Origin of the sequence: Kitasatospora sp. MAP12-44, from assembly GCF_029892095.1 — a bacterium.
In the GTDB taxonomy this organism is placed as follows: domain Bacteria; phylum Actinomycetota; class Actinomycetes; order Streptomycetales; family Streptomycetaceae; genus Kitasatospora.
In genome coordinates, this window is sequence record NZ_JARZAE010000004.1 from 5,643,521 (window position 1) to 5,662,352 (window position 18,832).

The window sequence follows — 18,832 nt, forward strand, 5'->3', positions numbered from 1 at the left end:
TGCCTACCGAACCGTTATGCGATACACAGCGGGGGACTCCGGAGTCCGGAGCCCCCACGTGCGTGTCTGCCGGGCTAGCGGAGGCGGGCGAGCAGAGCATGCTCGACGAGGGTGATGAGGGCGCTTTTGGCGCTGTCTCGTCGGCGGGCGTCGAGGGTGACGATGGGGGTGTCGGGTCCGAGTTGGAGTGCTTCGCGGACTTCGTCGCTGGTGTGGGGTTGGTGGCCGTCGAAGCCGTTGAGGGCGACGACGAAGGGGAGTCCGCTGTTCTCGAAGTAGTCGAGGGCGGGGAAGCAGTCGGCGAGGCGGCGGGTGTCGACGAGGACGACGGCGCCGATGGCGCCGCGGACGAGGTCGTCCCACATGAACCAGAAGCGGTCTTGGCCGGGGGTGCCGAAGAGGTAGAGGATGAGGTCTTCGTCGAGGGTGATGCGGCCGAAGTCCATGGCGACCGTGGTGGTCGTTTTGCCTGCGGTGTGGGTGAGGTCGTCGATGCCGGCGCTGGCGCTGGTCATGACGGCTTCGGTGCGCAGGGGGTTGATCTCGGAGACGGCGCCGACGAGGGTGGTTTTGCCGACGCCGAAGCCGCCTGCCACGACGATCTTCGCGGAGGTGGTGGCACGCGTGGCGGCCGCGGGGCTAGAGCTTGCGAAGTCCACTGAGGACCCTTTCGAGCAGCGTGACGTCCGGCGTTCCGCCCGACTCGCCGGCGGCGGCGGGCTGGTGGATGGCGACCAGGCCGGCTTCGGCCAGGTCGGCGACGAGGATCCGTGCCACCCCCAGCGGCACCCCGGCCAGCGCCGAGATCTCGGCGACCGACTTGACCTCGCGGCACAGCTGGACGATCCGCTGGTGCTCGGGCAGCAGGCCGCCGGACCGCTCCGCGTTCGCCGTGGTCGAGATCAGCGCCTCGATGGCGAGCTGGTAGCGCGGGCGGGTGCGGCCACCGGTCATCGCGTACGGGCGGACCAGCGGCTGCTGCTCGTAGCCGCCGTTGTCCTGGTCGCCGTAGCCGGAGCCGTACCCATTGCCGTAGGAACCGGCCGGTGTCGGGGGCGGGGTCATCTAGGTCCTCCTAGCACTGCGGCTGAGGCTGCGTCAGCTCTGGGGGTAGGTCTGCGCCGGGCCTGGCACGGGATCAGGCCCGGCGGGTGATGCTGGTCCCTGTCAGTGCAGGAGGCTGCCTTGGAGTTCGGCGCGCAGGGCGGGGGTGAGGACGGCTCCGGCGCGGTCGACGAGGAGGGCCATCTCGTAGCCGACCAGGCCGATGTCGGAGTCGGGGGAGGCGAGGACGGCGAGGGAGGAGCCGTCGGACACCGCCATCAGGAAGAGGAAGCCCCGTTCCATTTCGACGACGGTCTGGTTGACGTCGCCGCCCTCGAAGATCCGGGAGGCCCCGGAGGTGAGGGAGGTGAGGCCGGAGGCGACGGCGGCGAGCTGGTCGGCGCGGTCGCGGGGGAAGCCTTCGGACATGGCGAGCAGGAGACCGTCGGCGGAGACCACCACCGTGTGCGACACCCCAGGGGTGTTGTCCACGAAATTGGTGATCAGCCAGTTCAGGTTGCTGGCTGCCTGACTCATCTGACTCAACTCAACGCTCCTGGTTGTCTGTGCCGAAGCCGTTACCGCCGGGGCCGCCGTTGCCGAAGCCACCGTCCGGTGACTGGGCACGGTAGTCGCCTCGGTCGCCGAACGCACTGTTGGGGGTCCCGGAACCGTCGAACTGCTGGGTGGGGAGCGGGATTCCCTGCGTCGCCTCGGCGCCGGCCCGGCGACCCTGCTGGATGCCGCGGCGCAGGTTGGTGAGCCGGCCCCGGACCTCCTCGGGTGCGCGCGAGACCTGCGGACCCGTCAGCGGAGCGGCCTCGGCCGCGCCGGAGACCAGGTTGGCCTGCGGGGTGCGCCGGGGCAAGCCCGACATGGTGACCCCGTCGGAGGTGGGCTCGCGCATCTGCTCGGCGCGGCGCCAGCGCTCGTCGTTGGCCGACGGACGCCACGGGGCGTCCGGCTGGCCGGGGTCGCCGGGCTGACCGGGCTGCTGGCCCTGCGGCCGCGGTGCGTGCTGCTGGGCCTGCTGCCGGCGGGCCTGCTCCTGCGCCTGCTCGGGGGTGAACCCGGGGGCGCTGGTGCCGGGCCGCTGCGGCTGGTAGCCCCGCTGCTGACCCTGCTGCTGCATGCCGTCCGGCTGCGGTGCGTTGACCTGCACCGAGGCCATCCGGTTGGCGCCGCCGTTGCGGAAGTCGTCCAGCGGACCGTTGCCCTGGGCCGGGCCGCGCTCGGCCTGCTGGCGCGGCGGCAGTGCCATCGGCTGGCTCTGCTGCTGAACTGCCTGCTGCTGCCGCTGCGGTGCCTGCTGCTGGCCCGCCTGCTGCTGCGGTGCCTGCGGCTGGGGCGCGTACTGCTGGGGCGCCTGCTGCATGCCCTGCTGGCCACCGGGCTGCTGCTGGCCGCCCTGGTACGGGCCGGGGCCCTGCTGCTGCGGCTGCGGAGCCTGCGGCCGGGCGGCCGGGCCGGCCACGCTCGGCAGCACCGGCTCCACCAGGCCGAGGCCCAGCGGGTCGCGCGGGTCGATCTCGCTGGCCTCGAAGCGCGGCCGGGCGAACTGCATGGTGCTCTCCACCGGGGCGACCGGCGGGGCCGCCTGGGGCGCGGCCTGCGGGGCACCCTGGCCGACGGCCGGCTGCTGCAGCGTGTCCGGTCCCTGGGTGGGAGCCTGAGCCTGCTGCGGACGGGGCATCGGAGCGCCCTGGCCGGGACGGCCCTGCGGACGGCCCTGGCCCTGCGGCTGACCCGGTCCCTGCGGCTGGCCGGGACCCTGCGGCTGGCCGGGGCCCTGGCCCGGACGCTGGCCCTGCGGGGCGGGGCGCCGGCCCTGCTCCTGCGGACCGCGCTGCTGGCGCTGCGGCAGACCCTCGGACCGGGCTCCCTGCTGGGCACCAGGGCCCTGCGGACGGCCGTCCTGCTCGGGCCGGCCGTGCTGCGGCTGCTCGCCGCGGGCGTCCGGACGCGGGCGCTCCTGGCCCGGTCCCTGCGGCTGACCCGGGCCCTGGCCCGGACGCTGGCCCTGCGGGGCGGGGCGCTGGCCCTGCTCCTGCGGACCGCGGCGCGGCAGACCGGCCCCGACGGGCGGCGCACCGGGGCGCTCGGCCCCGCGGCGGGGCGGCTGGCCGGCTGGCGCCTCGCGCAGCGACTGGCCGACCGCGCGGGTCGGCAGGCCGGCGGCCGGCGAACCCTGAGCCGGAGCGCCGGGAGCGCCGGGAGCACCAGGAGCGCTGGGAGCACCCTGCGGCGGCATGCCCTGACCGGGTGCGCCGGGTCCCTGCGGACCCTGCGGACCCTGCGGACCCTGGCCGAGCTGCGGGCGTCCGCCCTGCTGGCCGGCCCCGCCGGGTCCCTGCCCGAGCGCGGGCGCGGGACGCCCGCCGGGCAGGTCGCCGCCGGCACCGGGCGCGAGCGGCCGCTGCTGACGCGGGACCGGACCGGCTCCGCGCTGCGGCTTGCCGGCCGCCGGGCCGCCGCTGGGGCGCGCCCCGCGGCGGTCGGCGGAGTTGGTGACGTCGATCGGGAGCATGACCAGCGCGGTGGTGCCGCCGGAGTCGCTCGGGCGCAGCTGGATCCGGATGCCGTGCCGCAGCGACAGCCGGCCGACCACGAAGAGGCCCATCCGGCGCGAGACCGAGACGTCCACGGTCGGCGGGCTGGCGAGTCGCTCGTTGATGTCGGCGAGGTCGTCGGGGCTGAGGCCGATGCCGGTGTCGTGGATCTCGACCAGCACCCGGCCGTCGGGCAGCGCGTGGCCGGTGACCCGGACGCGGGTCTGCGGGCTGGAGAAGGAGGTGGCGTTCTCCAGCAGCTCGGCGAGCAGGTGGACGAGGTCGTTGACGACCCGGCCGGCGACCTCCGCCGAGGGGACGGCGGCGAGTTCGATGCGCTCGTACTGCTCCACCTCGGAGGCGGCCGCGCGCAGCACGTCCACCAGCGGGACCGGGCGGGTCCAGCGGCGGCCCGGGTCCTCGCCCGCCAGGACGAGGAGGTTCTCGCCGTTGCGGCGCATGCGGGTCGCGAGGTGGTCGAGCTTGAACAGGCTGGCGAGCTGGTCGGGGTCGGCCTCGCGGCTCTCCAGCTCGGAGATCAGCGAGAGCTGGCGCTGGATCAGGCCCTGGCTGCGGCGCGAGAGGTTGGTGAACATCGCGTTGATGTTGCCTCGCAGCAGCGCCTGCTCGGCGGCCAGTCGGACGGCCTCGCGGTGCACCATGTCGAAGGCGTGCGCCACATGGCCGATCTCGTCGGCCGAGTCGACACCGACCGGCGCGACCGTGACGTCCACGTCGTGCGGGTCGCTCTCGGAGAGCGTCTTGACCAGCTCGGGCAGTCGCCGCTCGGCGACGTCCTCGGCGGCGGTCTGCAGCTTGGTCAGCGAGCGCACCATCGAGCGGGCCACAAGTGCCGCGCCGCCCACCGCGACCAGCAGCACCAGGGCGATCAGCCCGCCGTTGAGGATGGTCTGGGTGTCGGCGGCCGACTGCAGCGACTGGGCCTTGCCCTTGAGGTCCTCGAGGAGCTGGTTCTCGATCGCCCGCTCGTTGTCGATCAGCGTGCTGGACTGCTCGTACCAGTCGCGGTAGGTGCGCGGCTCGGCGGACTGGATGCCGTTGGCCTGCAGCACCTGGGTGGCGTAGCGGTTGGCGGCGGCGATGTCCTGGTTGTAGCTCAGCCGGGTGCGCAGCTTCTGGGCCGCGGTGTTGCCGTAGATGTCGTTGAAGTTGGTGACCGAGTTCTGGTACGCGGTCTGCAGGCGGACGCCGAAGCTCTGGTCCGAGAGGCTCATGTTGGCCCCGCCCGGGTGGGCGAGCGCGGCGCTGATCAGCGCCCGCTGCATCGAGCTGCTCTCCTTCTCCAGGGAGAACTGCTGGAGCGCGCGGGTGGACTTGACCAGGTCGGCGTTGGCCGAGGTGAGGGCGATGTCCTGGCTGATGGACAGCAGGTCCTTGATGATCGTGTCGTAGCTGGTGACCGTCGACTCGATGTTGTCGGGCTGCGAGTAGGCGCTGCTGCGGATCTGCGCCAGCAGGTTCATGTCCTTGCGGACCTGCATCAGCAGCGAGTTGCCGCCCGAGAGGTCCATGCCGTCGAAGGAGTCGGCACGGGCGTTGTAGGCCTTGTTGAGGTTGTCGGTCTGCGTGCGCGCCGCGTCGACCTCGGGGTCGGTCTTGCCGTTGGCGGTCATCGGGCCGGCGCTGATGTCGCGCTCGGTCTCCAACGCGTCGGCCAGGGCGGTGGCGCGGGCTGCCAGGTCGCTCAGGTTGGCCATCTGGGCCAGCTGGCTGGAGTTCTGCACCGAGGCCTGGATGCGCAGGCCTCCCAGCACCAGGGCGACCATCACGGGGAGCAGCAGCAGCGCGATCAGCCGGGTCCGGATACGCCAGTTGCGCAGCCGTATCCGGCCCACACCGGTGGCGCGGCGGCGGTTGAGCGAACCGCGGAGCTTGGCACGGCTGAGCCGGCCGTCCGCAGTGCCGTCGTCGGAGTCGTGCTCGGCTTCGGGGGCCCCGCCGGTCAGCTGGTCGCCCGGCAAGGCGTCCGGCGACTGCTGGTCGGGGCTGGATAGGGGCTCGCGCGACTCCGGGTGGCCTGCGGCGCCGCTACCCCTCTTGAAACGTCCCTGCACTGGCGTCGCAACCTCTGGACCGGGCGCCCCTCCGCGTTGCCGAGGACGGGCGGTGTCGAGTTTCGATATCCGCATCCCGGCTGATCCGGGAATGCATTCGAGCCGCCGTGGGTAGGTCCTCCGCACTGCGGGTGTCCGGCGTGCGGTCGATGGATCGCGGTTCGCAGCGGTCGCAGTGCCAAGGAGGGTTCACCTCCGGCGGTTCGTGGCATTCCAGCACAGCGGGGGAACTCCAACAAGGGGCGGGGTGGCCGCGGTCGGGAGCTACCGAGTGCGCGCGGGGCCTCACGGACGGTGCGTCCAAACCGGGGTATAGCGGCCATTTGGGACAGTTGGTGCTCGGATGCCCGAGACTCGCCGCCTCGCCGGGTTCCCGATATGCCGGAAACTGCACGATTGTCGGAATTTCCTTCTTGGGTGAAATATCCAGTATGCGGGCCTTGTTCGCCGATTTGTGAGCAAAATCACAGCCTAATGTGTAGCTTTGGTCACGGTGACTGTGGAAAGAGATCTCTACCCTGGCTCGGTGTAGTTCCGCAGTTCGCCCCAGACTGGGGCGGCCCCAACCTGAGGTGTGAAGCGATGTCCCAGAAGTCGCCCAAGTCGGCTCCCAAGTCGACGCTCGGCTCCCGTCCCACGGCGAACCCGCGCCGGACGACCCTGGCCTCGGTGGAGGACTTCAGCAAGCTGCCCGGCGCGCGCGCCTCGCAGGAGCCGGTCGAGTACGCCACCGAGCTGCCGACCAGCACGGCCAACCCGCGCCGCACCATCCTGATGACGGTCCCGGGGCAGCGGGCCTGACGCCAGGCTGACAAACATCCGCCGGAGGGCGCCGCCAGCAGGAATGGCGGCGCCCTCCGGCGTTGCCTGGCGATAGCCTGGGGCTGAGTTCTCCACAGCACCGAGAGGTTGCCCAGCCGTGCGTATTGCCAGGTTTTCTGTCCGGGAAGGGAGCCCTGCCGCCGGCAGCGTCTCCTTCGGCGTGGTCGAGGGCGACAGCTCGCAACCGGAGTCGCTGGTGGTGCACGCGCTGACCGGCCACCCGTTCGGGCCGCCCCAGTTGAGCGGTGAGAGCTACCGGATGCAGGACATCCGGCTGCTGACCCCGATGCTGCCCAACAAGATCGTCGCGGTCGGCCGCAACTACGCGGCGCACGCCGCCGAACTGGGCCACGACGTGCCGGACGTCCCGCTGACGTTCTTCAAGCCTTCCACGGCGGTGATCGGCCCCACCGAGTCCATCGCCTACCCGCCGTTCTCCTCGGACGTCCAGCACGAGGCGGAACTGGCCGTGGTGATCGGCCGGATGTGCCGCGAGGTCCCGCTGGCCCGGGTGCCCGAGGTGATCTTCGGCTACACCTGCGCCAACGACGTGACCGCCCGCGACGTGCAGCAGCGCGAGGGCCAGTGGGCGCGGGCCAAGGGCTTCGACACCTCCTGCCCGCTCGGACCGTGGATCGAGACCGAGCTCGACCCCTCCGACCTGGCCATCACCTGCACGGTGAACGGCGAACTCCGCCAGGCCGGCCGCACGTCGCTGATGATCCGCGACATCGCCGAGCTGATCGTGCACATCTCGGAGGCGATGACGCTGCTCCCGGGCGACGTCATCCTCACCGGCACCCCGGCGGGTGTCGGACCGCTCAACGTCGGCGACGAGGTCGCCGTCTCCATCGAAGGCATCGGCACTCTCGCCAATAAGGTGATCAAGCGTGGCTAACACTGAGCTGGACCCCACTGTCCGGGTCCGCTTCTGTCCCTCCCCGACCGGCAACCCGCACGTGGGCCTGGTCCGCACCGCCCTCTTCAACTGGGCCTTCGCCCGCCACCACGGCGGCAAGCTGGTCTTCCGGATCGAGGACACCGACGCGGCCCGCGACTCCGAGGAGTCGTACCACCAGCTGCTCGGCGCGATGCGCTGGCTCGGCTTCGACTGGGACGAGGGCCCCGAGGTCGGAGGCCCGCATGCGCCCTACCGGCAGTCGCAGCGGATGGACATCTACGCCGACGTCGCCCGCCGCCTGCACGAGGCCGGCCACGCCTATGAGTGCTTCTGCAGCACCGAGGAGCTGGACGCCCGGCGCGACGCCGCCCGCGCGGCCGGCCGCCCCTCCGGCTACGACGGCCAGTGCCGCACGCTGACCGAGGAGCAGAAGGCCGCCTACCGGGCCGAGGGGCGCGAGCCGATCCTGCGCTTCAAGATGCCCGACTCGACCATCGTCTTCGACGACCTGGTCCGCGGCACGCTCAGCTTCGAGCCCAAGGACGTGCCGGACTACGGCATCGTCCGGGCCAACGGCGCCCCGCTCTACACCCTGGTCAACCCGGTGGACGACGCCCTGATGGGCATCACCCACGTGCTGCGCGGCGAGGACCTGCTCTCCTCGACGCCCCGGCAGATCGCGCTCTACGCCGCGCTGGCCGAGATCGGCGTGGGCAGCGGCGCCACCCCGCGCTTCGGCCACCTGCCGTATGTGATGGGCGAGGGCAACAAGAAGCTCTCCAAGCGCGACCCGCAGGCCAGCCTCAACCTCTACCGCGAGCGCGGCTTCCTGCCCGAGGGCCTGCTCAACTACCTTGCGCTGCTGGGCTGGTCGCTCTCCGAGGACAACGACCACTTCACCATGGACGAGCTGGTCGCCGCCTTCGACATCTCGAAGGTGAACGCCAACCCGGCGCGCTTCGACCTGAAGAAGTGCGAGGCGATCAACGCCCGCCACCTGCGCGAGCTGGCGCCCGAGGAGTTCGTCCGCCGGCTGATCCCGTACCTCCAGGCCCCTGGCCTGCTGCCGGCCGAGCCGACCGCCGAGCAGCTGGAGCTGCTCACCAAGGCCGCGCCGCTGACCCAGGAGCGGATGGTGGTGCTGAGCGAGATCGTCGACATGGCGGGCTTCCTCTTCGTCGACCCGGCCGCCTTCGCGGTCGACCCGGACGACGCGGCCAAGGCGCTCACCCAGGACGCCAAGCCGGTCCTGGAGGCCAGCATCAAGGCGCTGCGCGAGCTGGCGGACTTCACGCCGGAGCCGATCCAGGCCGCGCTGCGCGAGGCGCTGGTGGACGGGCTCGGCATCAAGCCGAAGTTCGCCTTCACACCGCTGCGGGTGGCCGTCACGGGCCGACGGATCTCCCCGCCGCTCTTCGAGTCGATGGAACTGCTCGGCCGCGACGAGACGTTGCGCCGTCTGGAGCTGGCCCTGGACGTGCTCGGCGCCGCCTGATCCGGTGTCCGGCCTGGTCGCGGCGTACCTGTCGTGACCAGGCCGGCGGCCTGCCTGCGGTTATCGATTTTGGAGCAGGGCAGGGCGTCGGGTAATGTTCTTTCTGCGCCGCCCGGAAGGGCAGGGGAGAAGGACCAGAAGCTTCTCCAAGATCGACAGAACGGCGCAAGCATCAAGCAAGGCCCCGCAGGGGGTTGTGTTTTGATGGGGTATGGTGTAATTGGCAGCACGAGTGATTCTGGTTCATTTAGTCTAGGTTCGAGTCCTGGTACCCCAGCGCAGTAACAGTGGTATGGCAAGCCCCCGTTGTGTAGCGGCCTAGCACGCTGCCCTCTCACGGCAGTAGCGCCGGTTCGAATCCGGTCGGGGGTACGCAGTTCTCAATTGCATATGGTTCAAGCCCCCGTTGTGTAGCGGCCTAGCACGCTGCCCTCTCACGGCAGTAGCGCCGGTTCGAATCCGGTCGGGGGTACCAGATCCTTCATCAGTCACCATCCGGACGCTTTACCCCCGGAGGCGACGAAGCTGGATCACCAGGTTTGCCCCCGTTGTGTAGCGGCCTAGCACGCTGCCCTCTCACGGCAGTAGCGCCGGTTCGAATCCGGTCGGGGGTACGAGCAGGTAGGCCGGTGGGCTCTGTCCCATCGGCCGAGTGCTTTTGTTGGGGTATGGTGTAATTGGCAGCACGAGTGATTCTGGTTCATTTAGTCTAGGTTCGAGTCCTGGTACCCCAGCCAGTGAAGTCCCCCCGGTTCATCCGGGGGTTTTTTGTTTTTCCGCCGCACTGCGGACGCAACACATCGGGCCCGCCCCTGGAAAAGGGGCGGGCCCGATGTGTTTCCTGCGTCGGTTCAGCTGCGCCGCAGCGCCTCGGTGAGGCGGTTGGCGGCTTCGATGATGGCCTGGGCGTGCATGCGGCCCGGGTGGCGGGTCAGCCGCTCGATGGGGCCGGAGACCGAGACGGCGGCCACCACGCGGTTGGAGGGGCCGCGGACGGGCGCGGAGACGGACGCGACGCCCGGCTCCCGCTCGCCGATCGACTGGGCCCAGCCGCGCCGTCGGACGCCGCTCAGCGCGGTGGCGGTGAAGCGGGCGCCCTGGAGGCCGCGGTGGAGCCGTTCGGGCTCCTCCCAGGCCAGCAGGACCTGGGCGGCCGAGCCGGCCTTCATCGGCAGGGTGCTGCCGACCGGGACGGTGTCCCGCAGGCCGGAGAGCCGCTCGGCGGCGGCGACGCAGATCCGCATCTCGCCCTGCCGGCGGTAGAGCTGTGCGCTCTCGCCGGTGACGTCTCGCAGGTGGGTCAGGACCGGGCCCGCGGTGGCGAGCAGCCGGTCCTCGCCCGCCGCGGCGGAGAGTTCGGAGAGTCGGGGGCCGAGGATGAAACGGCCCTGCATGTCCCTGGTGACCAGGCGGTGGTGTTCGAGTGCGACGGCGAGACGGTGGGCGGTGGGCCGCGCCAGTCCGGTGGCGGCGACCAGCCCCGCCAACGTGGCGGGGCCCGACTCCAGTGCGCTGAGCACCAGAGCGGCCTTGTCGAGAACGCCGACGCCGCTAGAGTTGTCCATACCCCGATACTGCAGTCTCAATCCGCGAGACGCAAGCTCAATCTTCGAGGAAAAGCGCCACTCTGGATGAAGCAGCCCGGGAGACACCCCCGCAACAGGCCGCGCGATGACACCCGTCCCGCGGCCCGCGCGAGGCTATCGATCCGGTGTGCGGGTCGCCCGCGGCCTGCCCCACGCAGGGTGCCGCGGGAAGTGATCTCGACTACACGAGAAGGCCGGCAGAGCGGCCGGCTGGAGGGAATGCGATGGGACGGACACTCGCAGAGAAGGTCTGGGACGATCACGTCGTCCGGCGCGCCGAGGGCGAGCCCGACCTGCTCTACATCGATCTGCACCTGCTGCACGAGGTGACCAGCCCGCAGGCCTTCGACGGCCTCCGGCTGGCCGGGCGCACGGTTCGCCGGACCGATCTGACGATCGCCACCGAGGACCACAACACTCCTACCCTCGACATCGACAAGCCCATCGCGGACCCGGTCTCCAAGGTGCAGTTGGAGACGCTGCGCCGCAACGCGGCCGAATTCGGCGTCCGCATCCACTCGCTGGGCGACGTCGAGCAGGGCGTCGTCCACGTGGTGGGCCCCCAGCTGGGACTGACCCAGCCCGGCACCACCGTGGTCTGCGGCGACTCCCACACCTCGACCCACGGTGCTTTCGGCGCACTGGCGTTCGGCATCGGCACCAGCCAGGTCGAGCATGTGCTGGCCACCCAGACGCTGCCGCTGGCCCCGTTCAGGACCATGGCGATCACCGTCGAGGGCGAGCTGCCCGACGGCGTCACCGCCAAGGACCTGATCCTGGCGATCATCACCAGGATCGGTACCGGCGGCGGCCAGGGCTACGTTCTGGAGTACCGCGGTTCGGCGATCCGTGGCCTGTCCATGGAGGCCCGGATGACCATCTGCAACATGTCCATCGAGGCGGGCGCCCGGGCCGGCATGATCGCCCCGGACCAGACGACCTTCGACTACCTGCAGGGCCGCCCGCACGCCCCCCAGGGCGCCGACTGGGACGCCGCGGTGGCGTACTGGGAGACCCTGGTCAGCGACGACGACGCGGTCTTCGACGCCGAGGTCGTCATCGACGCGACCGAGCTGACCCCGTTCGTCACCTGGGGCACCAACCCGGGCCAGGGCGCCCCGCTGGGCGCCAGCGTGCCGGACCCGGCCTCCTTCGCGGACCCGTCGGAGCGGGTCGCCGCCGAGAACGCGCTGAAGTACATGGGCCTGCAGGCCGGTACGCCGCTGCGCGAGGTCACGGTCGACGCGGTCTTCGTCGGCTCCTGCACCAACGGCCGGATCGAGGACCTGCGGGCCGCCGCGGCCGTCCTGGACGGCCGCAAGGTCGCTGACGGCGTCCGGATGCTGGTGGTGCCCGGTTCGGTCCGGGTGGCGCTGCAGGCCGTCGAGGAGGGCCTGGACAAGGTGTTCACCGCGGCCGGCGCCGAATGGCGGCACGCGGGTTGCTCGATGTGCCTGGGCATGAACCCCGACCAACTCGCCCCCGGCGAGCGCTGCGCGTCCACCTCGAACCGCAACTTCGAGGGACGCCAGGGCAAGGGCGGCCGCACCCACCTGGTCTCGCCTCAGGTCGCCGCGGCCACCGCGGTGCTGGGCCGTCTGGCCGCTCCCGTCGATCTGTCGTCCAACGTCGCTGTGGAGGTCTGACGCGTCATGGAGAAGTTCACCACCCACACCGGCCGGGCCGTTCCGCTGCGCCGCAGCAATGTCGACACCGACCAGATCATCCCGGCCCACTGGTTGAAGAAGGTGACCCGTTCCGGATTCGAGGGCGGGCTGTTCGAGGCCTGGCGCAAGGACCCGGAGTTCATCCTCAACCAGCCCGAGCGAAGCGGCGCCACGGTGCTGGTCGCGGGTCCCGAGTTCGGTACCGGCTCCTCCCGCGAGCATGCCGTCTGGGCGTTGCAGAACTACGGTTTCCAGGCGGTCATCTCCTCGCGTTTCGCTGACATCTTCCGGGGTAACTCGCTGAAGAACGGCCTGCTCACGGTGGTTCTGCCGCAGGAGACGGTGGAGCGGATCTGGGCGCTGACCGAGGCCGATCCGACCGCGGAGGTGACCGTCGACCTGGAGTCCCGCGAGGTGCGCGCCGAGGGTATTGCGGCTTCCTTCGAGCTGGATGAGAACGTCCGTTGGCGGTTGCTCAACGGCCTGGACGACATCAGCATCACGCTCCAGAACGCTGATGACATCACGGCCTTCGAACAGACCCGTCCCACCTTCAAGCCGCGTACGCTGCCGGTGCTCTGAGCACTCGCTTTCTGACGCCGTGCCGGATGGCCCGTCTCCCCGTCGGGGGGGCGGGCCATCCGTGTTGAGGGGTCCCGGATGGGCCTCGGGTTGGCGTCGGATAAACCCCGGCGCGTCGCAAGTCCGGACGGATGGCACAATCAGAGCATGCACCGGCACCATGAACCTCCGTACGCGGGTAGCGATCCCGCGTCATCGGAGTTCGTGACCCCGGAGGCCGGGAGTCGAATTGACGATCGGCCGGACGTCGACACCTCACCTGATGAGGGACCGGACGACCCGGAAGTCGCAGCGCTCTACGCGCTAGTGGCAGAGCGGTTGAAGCAGGCTCATGCCCGCGTGTACTCGCTGCATGCGTCTGCTGACGCAAAGACCGCTCTCACCCGTCAACTGTTGATCGTCACCGAGCTCGCCAAGCGCGATCTCCCGGAGGCGGCGCGGCGGTTGAGTCGCTTTGTGCAGGACCTCGACGAGGGGCGTCCGCCCGTCCACTGAGGTCGCAGACGCGCAAATCCATTGCGACACTAGGGTGATTCGCGCGTTTGGTAATTGAAAGTCCGCAAATAGATGCCTAACGTGCGAATTGAACGGATGGAATCATCCGGCGCCCGTTTCTGAAGGGGAAGACGTGAACAAGGCTCAGCTTGTCGAAGCGGTGGCCGAGCAGCTGGGTGGTCGCAAGGCTGCCGCAGAGGCCGTCGACGCAGTGCTCGACACCATGGTGCGTGCCGTTGTGGCCGGTGACCGGGTGTCGGTCACGGGTTTCGGCACTTTCGAGAAGGTGGAGCGCTCCGCGCGCTTCGCCCGTAACCCGCAGACCGGCGAGAAGGTCAAGGTCAAGAAGACCTCGGTGCCGCGCTTCCGCCCCGGCCAGGGCTTCAAGGACCTGGTCAGCGGCAGCAAGAAGCTGCCGAAGGAGGGTCCCTCGGTCAAGAAGGCCCCCAAGGGCTCGCTGACCCCCGGCAAGAGCGGCACCACCGCCGCCGTGAAGCGCGCCGCCACCAAGCGCGTCGCGTCCGCCGCTGCCGCCGAGGCGGCCGCTCCGGTCAAGAAGACCGCGGCCAAGAAGACCACCGCGACCGCGGCGAAGAAGGCCGCCGTCGCCAAGAAGGCGACCCCGGTCAAGAAGACCGCCACGGCGGCCAAGAAGGCCACCCCCGCCACCAAGGCCGCGGCGGCCAAGAAGACCACCGCCACCGCCAAGAAGGCCACGGCCACGGTCGCCAAGAAGGCCGCCGCGGTGAAGAAGACCGCGCCGGCCAAGAAGACCACCACGCGCAAGACCACGGCGCGCAAGACCGCCGCGAAGTAACAGCAGTCTGCATTTCAGCGGTCCGCCAGGACCCTGCACAGCCGCGGCGGCCCGCTCTCCGGTTCGGAGAGCGGGCCGCCGCGGCTGTGTCGCAACTGGCCGCAGCGGCAGTCGAGTCGACGGGGAGGTCGGCAGGGGAGCTCAGGCCCCGGGGTCGGCGAAGGTCTGCAGCGTCACGAAGACCACCCGGCGGGCCTCGCCCGCACCCTCGGTGCGGATCCGCACCCGCTGGCCGGGACGCAGCAGCCGCAGCCCGCCGGCGTCGAACGCGGCGGCGTCGAAGGGCACCGGGGTGCCGTCGTCGAGCAGCACGGAGCCGGCGCGGGTCTCGGAGTCGAACGTGAACGCGGTGGCCTGCATGCCGCCAGCTTAAACCGCCCCACCGACAGCGGGCCGGTCGGACCGGATCAGACCAGCGCGGCCGCGACCGCCGCGGTGCAGCGCCCGACGCCCAGCCGCAGCGCCTCGGCGAGGTCGGCCGCGGTGTCCACGTCCCGGCGGACCGACGGGACGTCCAGGAGCGCGAGTTCGAGCGCACCGCCCGCCGCGTGCCGCTCGCGCGAGGCGCCGCCGAAGGCGGGCCGCAGCCGGTGGTCGGGCGAACAGGCCAGCAGGGTCGTGCCAATGCCGGGGGAGTCGGCCAGAAAGGCCCGTCCGCTCGCGGGGACCGCGGTCAGCACCCTGTCCAGTTCCTCCGGTCGCAGCGCGGGCAGGTCGGCGGAGAGCGCGGCCAGGGGCGCGTCGGGAGCCAGTGCCCGCGCGCGGGCGGCGCCGTGCGCCAGCGCGGGATTGAGCCCGCCGCCCGGCTCGTCGGTCACCAGGACGGCGCCGAGCCGGGCCAGCAGAGGCCCCGCCAGCGGGTCCCGCGAGACCACCAGGACCCGCCCGACCGCCGGGCAGTTCAACGCGGCCGTGACGGTGTCCACCGCGAAGGCGAGCGCGAGCTCCTCGCGGCGCTCACCGGCGTATTCGCCCAACCGGGACTTGGCCTGAGCGAGCGCCTTCACCGGCAGGACCAGGGACCAGCCGGCCGACCGGCCCCGCGCGGCCGGGGAGGTTGGGCGTACGGTGTGCTGGGTCATCCGCGCCATTCTGGTGCCGGGCCGGGAGTCTGCGCCAGACAGCCCCGTGGGGTGTGACGTGCGATTGGTCACTCGGACCGGACCTACGGGAAAGGCCGCTCGACAGGGCTATTTGCCGTGGCGAGGATGACCAGGGTTTCCTTGTCAACCGACGCGAAGTCAACCGACGCGAACCGACGCCTGCGGCACCCCACGTGCCGCACCACACGAGGAGGACCTGGGGTGGCCCGCCGCTCGTACGCCCGTTTCGGCAACGCGGACTACGGAATCTGGTACCGCTTCGCCGCGGTTCTGGTGAAACCGGTGACGACCGCACTGGTGAAGCCGGACTGGCGCGGTTGGGAGCACCTCCCGAAGGAGGGTGGCTTCCTGACGGTGGTGAACCACAACTCGGTGATCGATCCGCTGATCTACGCACACTTCCAGTACAACAGCGGCCGCCCGCCGCGGATGCTCGGCAAGTCGGCGGTGTTCTCGGTTCCTTTCATCGGTTTCATGCTGCGCAAGACCGGTCAGATCCCGGTCTACCGCGATTCCACCGACGCGGCGAAGGCCTTCCGGGCCGCCATCGACGCGGTCAACAACGGCCAGGTCGTGCAGTTCTACCCCGAGGGCACGCTCACCCGGGACCCTGACCTGTGGCCGATGACCGGCAAGAGCGGCGCGGCCCGGGTCGCCCTGATGACCGGCGCTCCGGTCATCCCGGTGGCGCACTGGGGCGCGCACGAGATCGTCCCGCCGTACGGCTACGGCGGTCGCGACAAGGGCAAGGCCCGGCTCAGCCTGTTCCCCCGGCACCGGGTGCAGGTGGTGGCGGGTCCGCCGGTGGACCTGAGCAGGTACCAGGGGCGCGAACTCACCGCCCAGGTGCTGCGCGAGGCGACCGAGGACATCATGGCGGCGATCACCGAGGTGCTGGCCGGCATTCGCGGCGAGCAGCCGCCCGCCACCCGCTTCGACATGCGCCGGGCTGCCGAGCAGCGCGGCCGGCAGGCCGAGGACCGGCGCGACCGCGCCGTCACCACCGACGAGGAGCCCACCAAGTGACCCGCTGTGCAGTGTTCGGAACCGGTTCCTGGGGTACCGCGTTCGCGATGATCCTGGCCGACGCGGGCTGCGAGGTCACCCTCTGGGGCCGCCGCCCGGAGCTGGTGGAGGCGATCAACACCCGCCGGGTCAACCCCGACTACCTGCCCGACCTCAAGCTCCCGGCGGGCATCGGCGCGACCACCGACGCGTTCGCCGCGCTGGACGGCGCCGACTTCGCGGTGCTCGTGGTGCCCTCCCAGACGCTGCGGCAGAACCTCGCCGCCTGGTCGCCGGCGCTGGGCCCGCAGACCGTCCTTGTCAGCCTGATGAAGGGCATTGAACTCGGCACCGCCAAGCGGATGAGCGAGGTGATCGGCGAGGTGGCCGGCGTCGGCCCCGAGCGGGTCGCGGTGGTCAGCGGGCCCAACCTGGCCCCGGAGATCGCCAACCGGCAGCCGGCCGCCACGGTGGTCGCCTGCACCGACGAGGCGGTCGCCCAGCGCTTCCAGACCGCTTGCCACACCCCGTACTTCCGCCCGTACACCAACACCGACGTGATCGGCTGCGAGCTCGGCGGCGCGGTCAAGAACGTGATCGGCCTGGCGGTCGGGATGGCCGACGGGATGGGCCTGGGCGACAACACCAAGGCCACCCTGATGACCCGCGGGCTCGCCGAGATCACCCGTCTCGGCGTGGTGCTGGGCGCCGATCCGCTGACCTTCGCGGGTCTGGCCGGGATGGGCGACCTGATCGCCACCTGCTCCTCGCCGCTCTCCCGCAACCACACCTTCGGCACCAACCTGGGCCGTGGGATGTCGCTGGCGGAGACCATCGCGGCGACCCGGCAGACCGCCGAGGGCGTCAAGTCCTGCGAGTCGGTGCTCGACCTGGCCCGGCGCAACGGCGTCGACATGCCGATCGTCGAGGCCGTGGTGGACGTGGTGCACAACGGCCGGCCCACCCAGCAGGCGCTGACCCAGCTGATGGCCCGCTCGGCCAAGTCCGAGCGCCGTTAGACGCCGGAGCGCGAGTGACGCGGGTAACGAGGGAACCAAACAGTCGCACGGTAGTCTCAGATCCGATATGAGCATCGAATCGACCTCCCCGAACCCGCAGGCCACCGGCGACGGGCGCAAGCCCCGGGTCGCCGTCGTCTTCGGCGGCCGCAGCTCCGAGCACGCGATCTCGGTGTCCACGGCCGGCAGCGTCCTGAAGTCCATCGACCGCACGAAGTACGACGTGCTGCCGATCGGCATCACCCATGAGGGCCGCTGGGCCCTGGTGAGCGACGAGCTGTCCCGGTTCGCGATCACCGACGGCAAGCTGCCGGACGTCGCGCAGATCGCCGAACAGACGGACGGCGCGGTCGTCCTGCCGGCCAGCCCGGCCTCCCGCGAGGTGCTCTGGAGCGAGCCCGGCGCCGCGCCCAAGGTCCTCGGCGAGGTCGACGTGGTGCTGCCGCTGCTGCACGGCCCGTGGGGCGAGGACGGCACGCTGCAGGGCCTGTTGGAGCTCTCCGGGGTGCCGTACGTCGGCTCCGGCGTGCTGGCCAGCGCGGTCGGCATGGACAAGGAGTACACCAAGCGGGTGCTGCAGTCCTTCGGTATCGGCGTCGGCCCGTACACCGTGCTGCGCCCGCGCGACTGGGAGAGCGAGCAGGGCCGGGCCGCGGCCCGGATGCGGATCGCCGAGCTCGGCCTGCCGGTCTTCGTCAAGCCCTGCCGGGCCGGCTCCAGCATCGGCATCACCAAGGTCAAGGACGTCGCCGACCTGGACGCCGCGATCGAGGAGGCCCGTCGGCACGACCCCCGGGTGATCGTCGAGGCGGGCCTGGAGGGACGCGAGCTGGAGTGCGCCGTCCTGGAGTTCGAGGACGGCCCGCGGGCCAGCCTGCCGGCCGAGGTGCTGGTCGGCGGCGAGTTCGACTTCTACAGCTTCGAGGCGAAGTACATCGACTCCTCCGAGGTGCGGATCCCCGCGCAGCTGACGGAGGGTGAGACCGCCGAGATCCGCCGCCAGGCGGTGGCCGCCTTCGAGGCGCTGGGCTGCGAGGGCCTGGCCCGGGTGGACTTCTTCCTGCTCACCGACGGCCGCTGGGTCGTCAACGAGATCAACACGATGCCCGGCTTCACCCCGATCTCGGCCTACCCGAAGATGTGGGAGGCCACCGGAGTGCCCTACGCCGAGCTGATCGACCGGCTGCTGCAGGCGGCGCTGCGCCGCTCCACCGGCCTGCGCTGACACCATCGCGGCCCCGGCGCGAGTGCGCCGGGGCCGCGATGCACGTCACCGCCGTGCACTCGTCAGAGATGCACCACCGGGCAGGTCAGGGTCCGGGTGATGCCCTCGACCTGCTGGATCTGGGCGACGACCAGACGGCCGAGATCGTCCACGGTTTCGGCCTCGGCGCGCACGATCACGTCGTAGGGTCCGGTGACGTCCTCGGCCTGCAGGACGCCGTCGATCTTGGCGATGGACGCGGCCACGGCGCTGGCCTTGCCCACTTCGGTCTGGATCAGGATGTATGCCTGTACCACGGAGAACCTCCCGGCGGCTGGGGATGGGGTTCACGACAGGCTCCGCCGGCGTTCCGCACAGGTGGGATGGGTGGGGGCGGCACGCCACAGGGAGCTGGATCACCACGCTACCGCGCGGCAGGCCCGGGAGGGGAGACCCCGGCCCGGCCCG

The 18,832-nt window shown here is 71.1% G+C and carries 18 protein-coding genes and 5 tRNA genes; 15 read left to right on the forward strand and 8 right to left on the reverse strand.

All coding sequences use genetic code 11. From position 1 onward, the window contains the following. Window positions 1-74: 74 nt before the first annotated feature. The 4 genes from P3T34_RS26040 to P3T34_RS26055 form a co-directional block, all read right to left on the reverse strand. Entirely contained in the window at window positions 75-659 is a 585-nt protein-coding gene (locus tag P3T34_RS26040) for an ATP/GTP-binding protein (protein WP_035797808.1), read from the reverse strand. Next, on the reverse strand, window positions 640-1,065 hold the full coding sequence (locus P3T34_RS26045) for a DUF742 domain-containing protein (protein WP_280668470.1): 426 nt from the start codon (window positions 1,063-1,065) through the stop codon (window positions 640-642). The genes P3T34_RS26040 and P3T34_RS26045 overlap by 20 nt, the downstream gene beginning before the upstream one ends. Window positions 1,066-1,167: 102 nt before the next feature. Next, window positions 1,168-1,581, reverse strand: coding sequence for a roadblock/LC7 domain-containing protein (locus tag P3T34_RS26050; protein ID WP_280672394.1), 414 nt, complete (start codon window positions 1,579-1,581; stop codon window positions 1,168-1,170). A 10-nt stretch (window positions 1,582-1,591) separates the two neighbouring features. Continuing rightward, complete coding sequence (locus tag P3T34_RS26055) at window positions 1,592-5,668, reverse strand: nitrate- and nitrite sensing domain-containing protein (RefSeq protein ID WP_280668471.1); 4,077 nt, start codon at window positions 5,666-5,668, stop codon at window positions 1,592-1,594. Between the two features lie 582 nt (window positions 5,669-6,250). Here P3T34_RS26055 and P3T34_RS26060 point away from each other — a divergent pair. The 8 genes from P3T34_RS26060 to P3T34_RS26095 all read left to right on the forward strand — a co-directional run bounded on the left by P3T34_RS26060 (window position 6,251) and on the right by P3T34_RS26095 (window position 9,623). Then, window positions 6,251-6,469, forward strand: coding sequence for a hypothetical protein (locus tag P3T34_RS26060; RefSeq protein WP_280668472.1), 219 nt, complete (start codon window positions 6,251-6,253; stop codon window positions 6,467-6,469). 118 nt (window positions 6,470-6,587) lie between these two features. Continuing rightward, complete coding sequence (locus P3T34_RS26065) at window positions 6,588-7,388, forward strand: fumarylacetoacetate hydrolase family protein (protein WP_280668473.1); 801 nt, start codon at window positions 6,588-6,590, stop codon at window positions 7,386-7,388. Continuing rightward, a complete protein-coding gene (gltX, locus tag P3T34_RS26070) occupies window positions 7,381-8,886 on the forward strand; it encodes a glutamate--tRNA ligase (protein ID WP_280668474.1) in 1,506 nt (501 codons plus the stop codon). Before P3T34_RS26065 ends, gltX begins: the two co-directional genes overlap by 8 nt. A gap of 205 nt (window positions 8,887-9,091) precedes the next feature. Further along, window positions 9,092-9,163, forward strand: a tRNA-Gln gene (locus P3T34_RS26075). A gap of 22 nt (window positions 9,164-9,185) precedes the next feature. Further along, a tRNA-Glu gene (locus tag P3T34_RS26080) sits at window positions 9,186-9,258 on the forward strand. A 27-nt stretch (window positions 9,259-9,285) separates the two neighbouring features. Beyond that, window positions 9,286-9,361 (forward strand) — tRNA-Glu (locus P3T34_RS26085). A 66-nt stretch (window positions 9,362-9,427) separates the two neighbouring features. Then, a tRNA-Glu gene (locus P3T34_RS26090) sits at window positions 9,428-9,500 on the forward strand. Between the two features lie 48 nt (window positions 9,501-9,548). Continuing rightward, window positions 9,549-9,623: transfer RNA gene (locus P3T34_RS26095), tRNA-Gln, on the forward strand. Window positions 9,624-9,737: 114 nt separating this feature from the next. On the opposite strand, the gene ndgR is transcribed toward P3T34_RS26095, so the two are convergent. Beyond that, complete coding sequence (ndgR, locus tag P3T34_RS26100) at window positions 9,738-10,451, reverse strand: IclR family transcriptional regulator NdgR (protein WP_266320902.1); 714 nt, start codon at window positions 10,449-10,451, stop codon at window positions 9,738-9,740. Window positions 10,452-10,696: 245 nt separating this feature from the next. Here ndgR and leuC point away from each other — a divergent pair, with 245 nt between their 5' ends. The 4 genes from leuC to P3T34_RS26120 all read left to right on the forward strand — a co-directional run bounded on the left by leuC (window position 10,697) and on the right by P3T34_RS26120 (window position 14,033). After that, window positions 10,697-12,118: a 3-isopropylmalate dehydratase large subunit gene (gene leuC / locus P3T34_RS26105; RefSeq protein ID WP_280668475.1), complete on the forward strand. Its 1,422-nt coding sequence runs from the start codon at window positions 10,697-10,699 to the stop codon at window positions 12,116-12,118. A 6-nt stretch (window positions 12,119-12,124) separates the two neighbouring features. Further along, a complete protein-coding gene (gene leuD / locus P3T34_RS26110) occupies window positions 12,125-12,721 on the forward strand; it encodes a 3-isopropylmalate dehydratase small subunit (protein ID WP_280668476.1) in 597 nt (198 codons plus the stop codon). A 306-nt stretch (window positions 12,722-13,027) separates the two neighbouring features. Next, window positions 13,028-13,216 (forward strand): hypothetical protein, encoded by a 189-nt coding sequence (locus P3T34_RS26115; RefSeq protein WP_280672396.1) that lies wholly within the window; start codon window positions 13,028-13,030, stop codon window positions 13,214-13,216. Window positions 13,217-13,349: 133 nt separating this feature from the next. After that, window positions 13,350-14,033 carry an HU family DNA-binding protein gene (locus P3T34_RS26120; RefSeq protein ID WP_280668477.1) on the forward strand — a complete coding sequence of 228 codons (684 nt, stop codon included), beginning with the start codon at window positions 13,350-13,352 and terminating at the stop codon, window positions 14,031-14,033. 141 nt (window positions 14,034-14,174) lie between these two features. Here the strand turns inward: P3T34_RS26120 and P3T34_RS26125 are convergent, their stop codons facing one another. Then, complete coding sequence (locus P3T34_RS26125) at window positions 14,175-14,393, reverse strand: hypothetical protein (protein WP_280668478.1); 219 nt, start codon at window positions 14,391-14,393, stop codon at window positions 14,175-14,177. 47 nt (window positions 14,394-14,440) lie between these two features. Next, entirely contained in the window at window positions 14,441-15,115 is a 675-nt protein-coding gene (gene cofC, locus P3T34_RS26130; protein WP_280668479.1) for a 2-phospho-L-lactate guanylyltransferase, read from the reverse strand. A gap of 222 nt (window positions 15,116-15,337) precedes the next feature. On the opposite strand from cofC, the gene P3T34_RS26135 reads away from it, so the two are divergent. From P3T34_RS26135 to P3T34_RS26145, 3 genes are all read left to right on the forward strand, one after another. Beyond that, complete coding sequence (locus P3T34_RS26135) at window positions 15,338-16,162, forward strand: lysophospholipid acyltransferase family protein (protein ID WP_280668480.1); 825 nt, start codon at window positions 15,338-15,340, stop codon at window positions 16,160-16,162. Beyond that, on the forward strand, window positions 16,159-17,160 hold the full coding sequence (locus P3T34_RS26140; RefSeq protein WP_280668481.1) for an NAD(P)H-dependent glycerol-3-phosphate dehydrogenase: 1,002 nt from the start codon (window positions 16,159-16,161) through the stop codon (window positions 17,158-17,160). Before P3T34_RS26135 ends, P3T34_RS26140 begins: the two co-directional genes overlap by 4 nt. 67 nt (window positions 17,161-17,227) lie before the next feature. Next, a complete protein-coding gene (locus P3T34_RS26145; protein ID WP_280668482.1) occupies window positions 17,228-18,385 on the forward strand; it encodes a D-alanine--D-alanine ligase family protein in 1,158 nt (385 codons plus the stop codon). Window positions 18,386-18,447: 62 nt separating this feature from the next. On the opposite strand, the gene P3T34_RS26150 is transcribed toward P3T34_RS26145, so the two are convergent. Then, complete coding sequence (locus tag P3T34_RS26150) at window positions 18,448-18,681, reverse strand: Lrp/AsnC ligand binding domain-containing protein (protein WP_280668483.1); 234 nt, start codon at window positions 18,679-18,681, stop codon at window positions 18,448-18,450. Between the last annotated feature and the right edge of the window lie 151 nt (window positions 18,682-18,832).

What these genes read in the sequence shown, in the direction of transcription:
- P3T34_RS26060 (WP_280668472.1), top strand. Translation starts at nt 6,251, where the DNA reads ATGTCCCAGAAGTCGCCCAAGTCGGCTCCCAAGTCGACGCTCGGCTCC.
- P3T34_RS26145 (WP_280668482.1), top strand. Translation starts at nt 17,228, where the DNA reads ATGAGCATCGAATCGACCTCCCCGAACCCGCAGGCCACCGGCGACGGG.
- ndgR (WP_266320902.1), bottom strand. Translation starts at nt 10,451, where the DNA reads ATGGACAACTCTAGCGGCGTCGGCGTTCTCGACAAGGCCGCTCTGGTG.
- cofC (WP_280668479.1), bottom strand. Translation starts at nt 15,115, where the DNA reads ATGACCCAGCACACCGTACGCCCAACCTCCCCGGCCGCGCGGGGCCGG.
- leuD (WP_280668476.1), top strand. Translation starts at nt 12,125, where the DNA reads ATGGAGAAGTTCACCACCCACACCGGCCGGGCCGTTCCGCTGCGCCGC.
- leuC (WP_280668475.1), top strand. Translation starts at nt 10,697, where the DNA reads ATGGGACGGACACTCGCAGAGAAGGTCTGGGACGATCACGTCGTCCGG.
- P3T34_RS26045 (WP_280668470.1), bottom strand. Translation starts at nt 1,065, where the DNA reads ATGACCCCGCCCCCGACACCGGCCGGTTCCTACGGCAATGGGTACGGC.
- P3T34_RS26125 (WP_280668478.1), bottom strand. Translation starts at nt 14,393, where the DNA reads ATGCAGGCCACCGCGTTCACGTTCGACTCCGAGACCCGCGCCGGCTCC.
- P3T34_RS26050 (WP_280672394.1), bottom strand. Translation starts at nt 1,581, where the DNA reads ATGAGTCAGGCAGCCAGCAACCTGAACTGGCTGATCACCAATTTCGTG.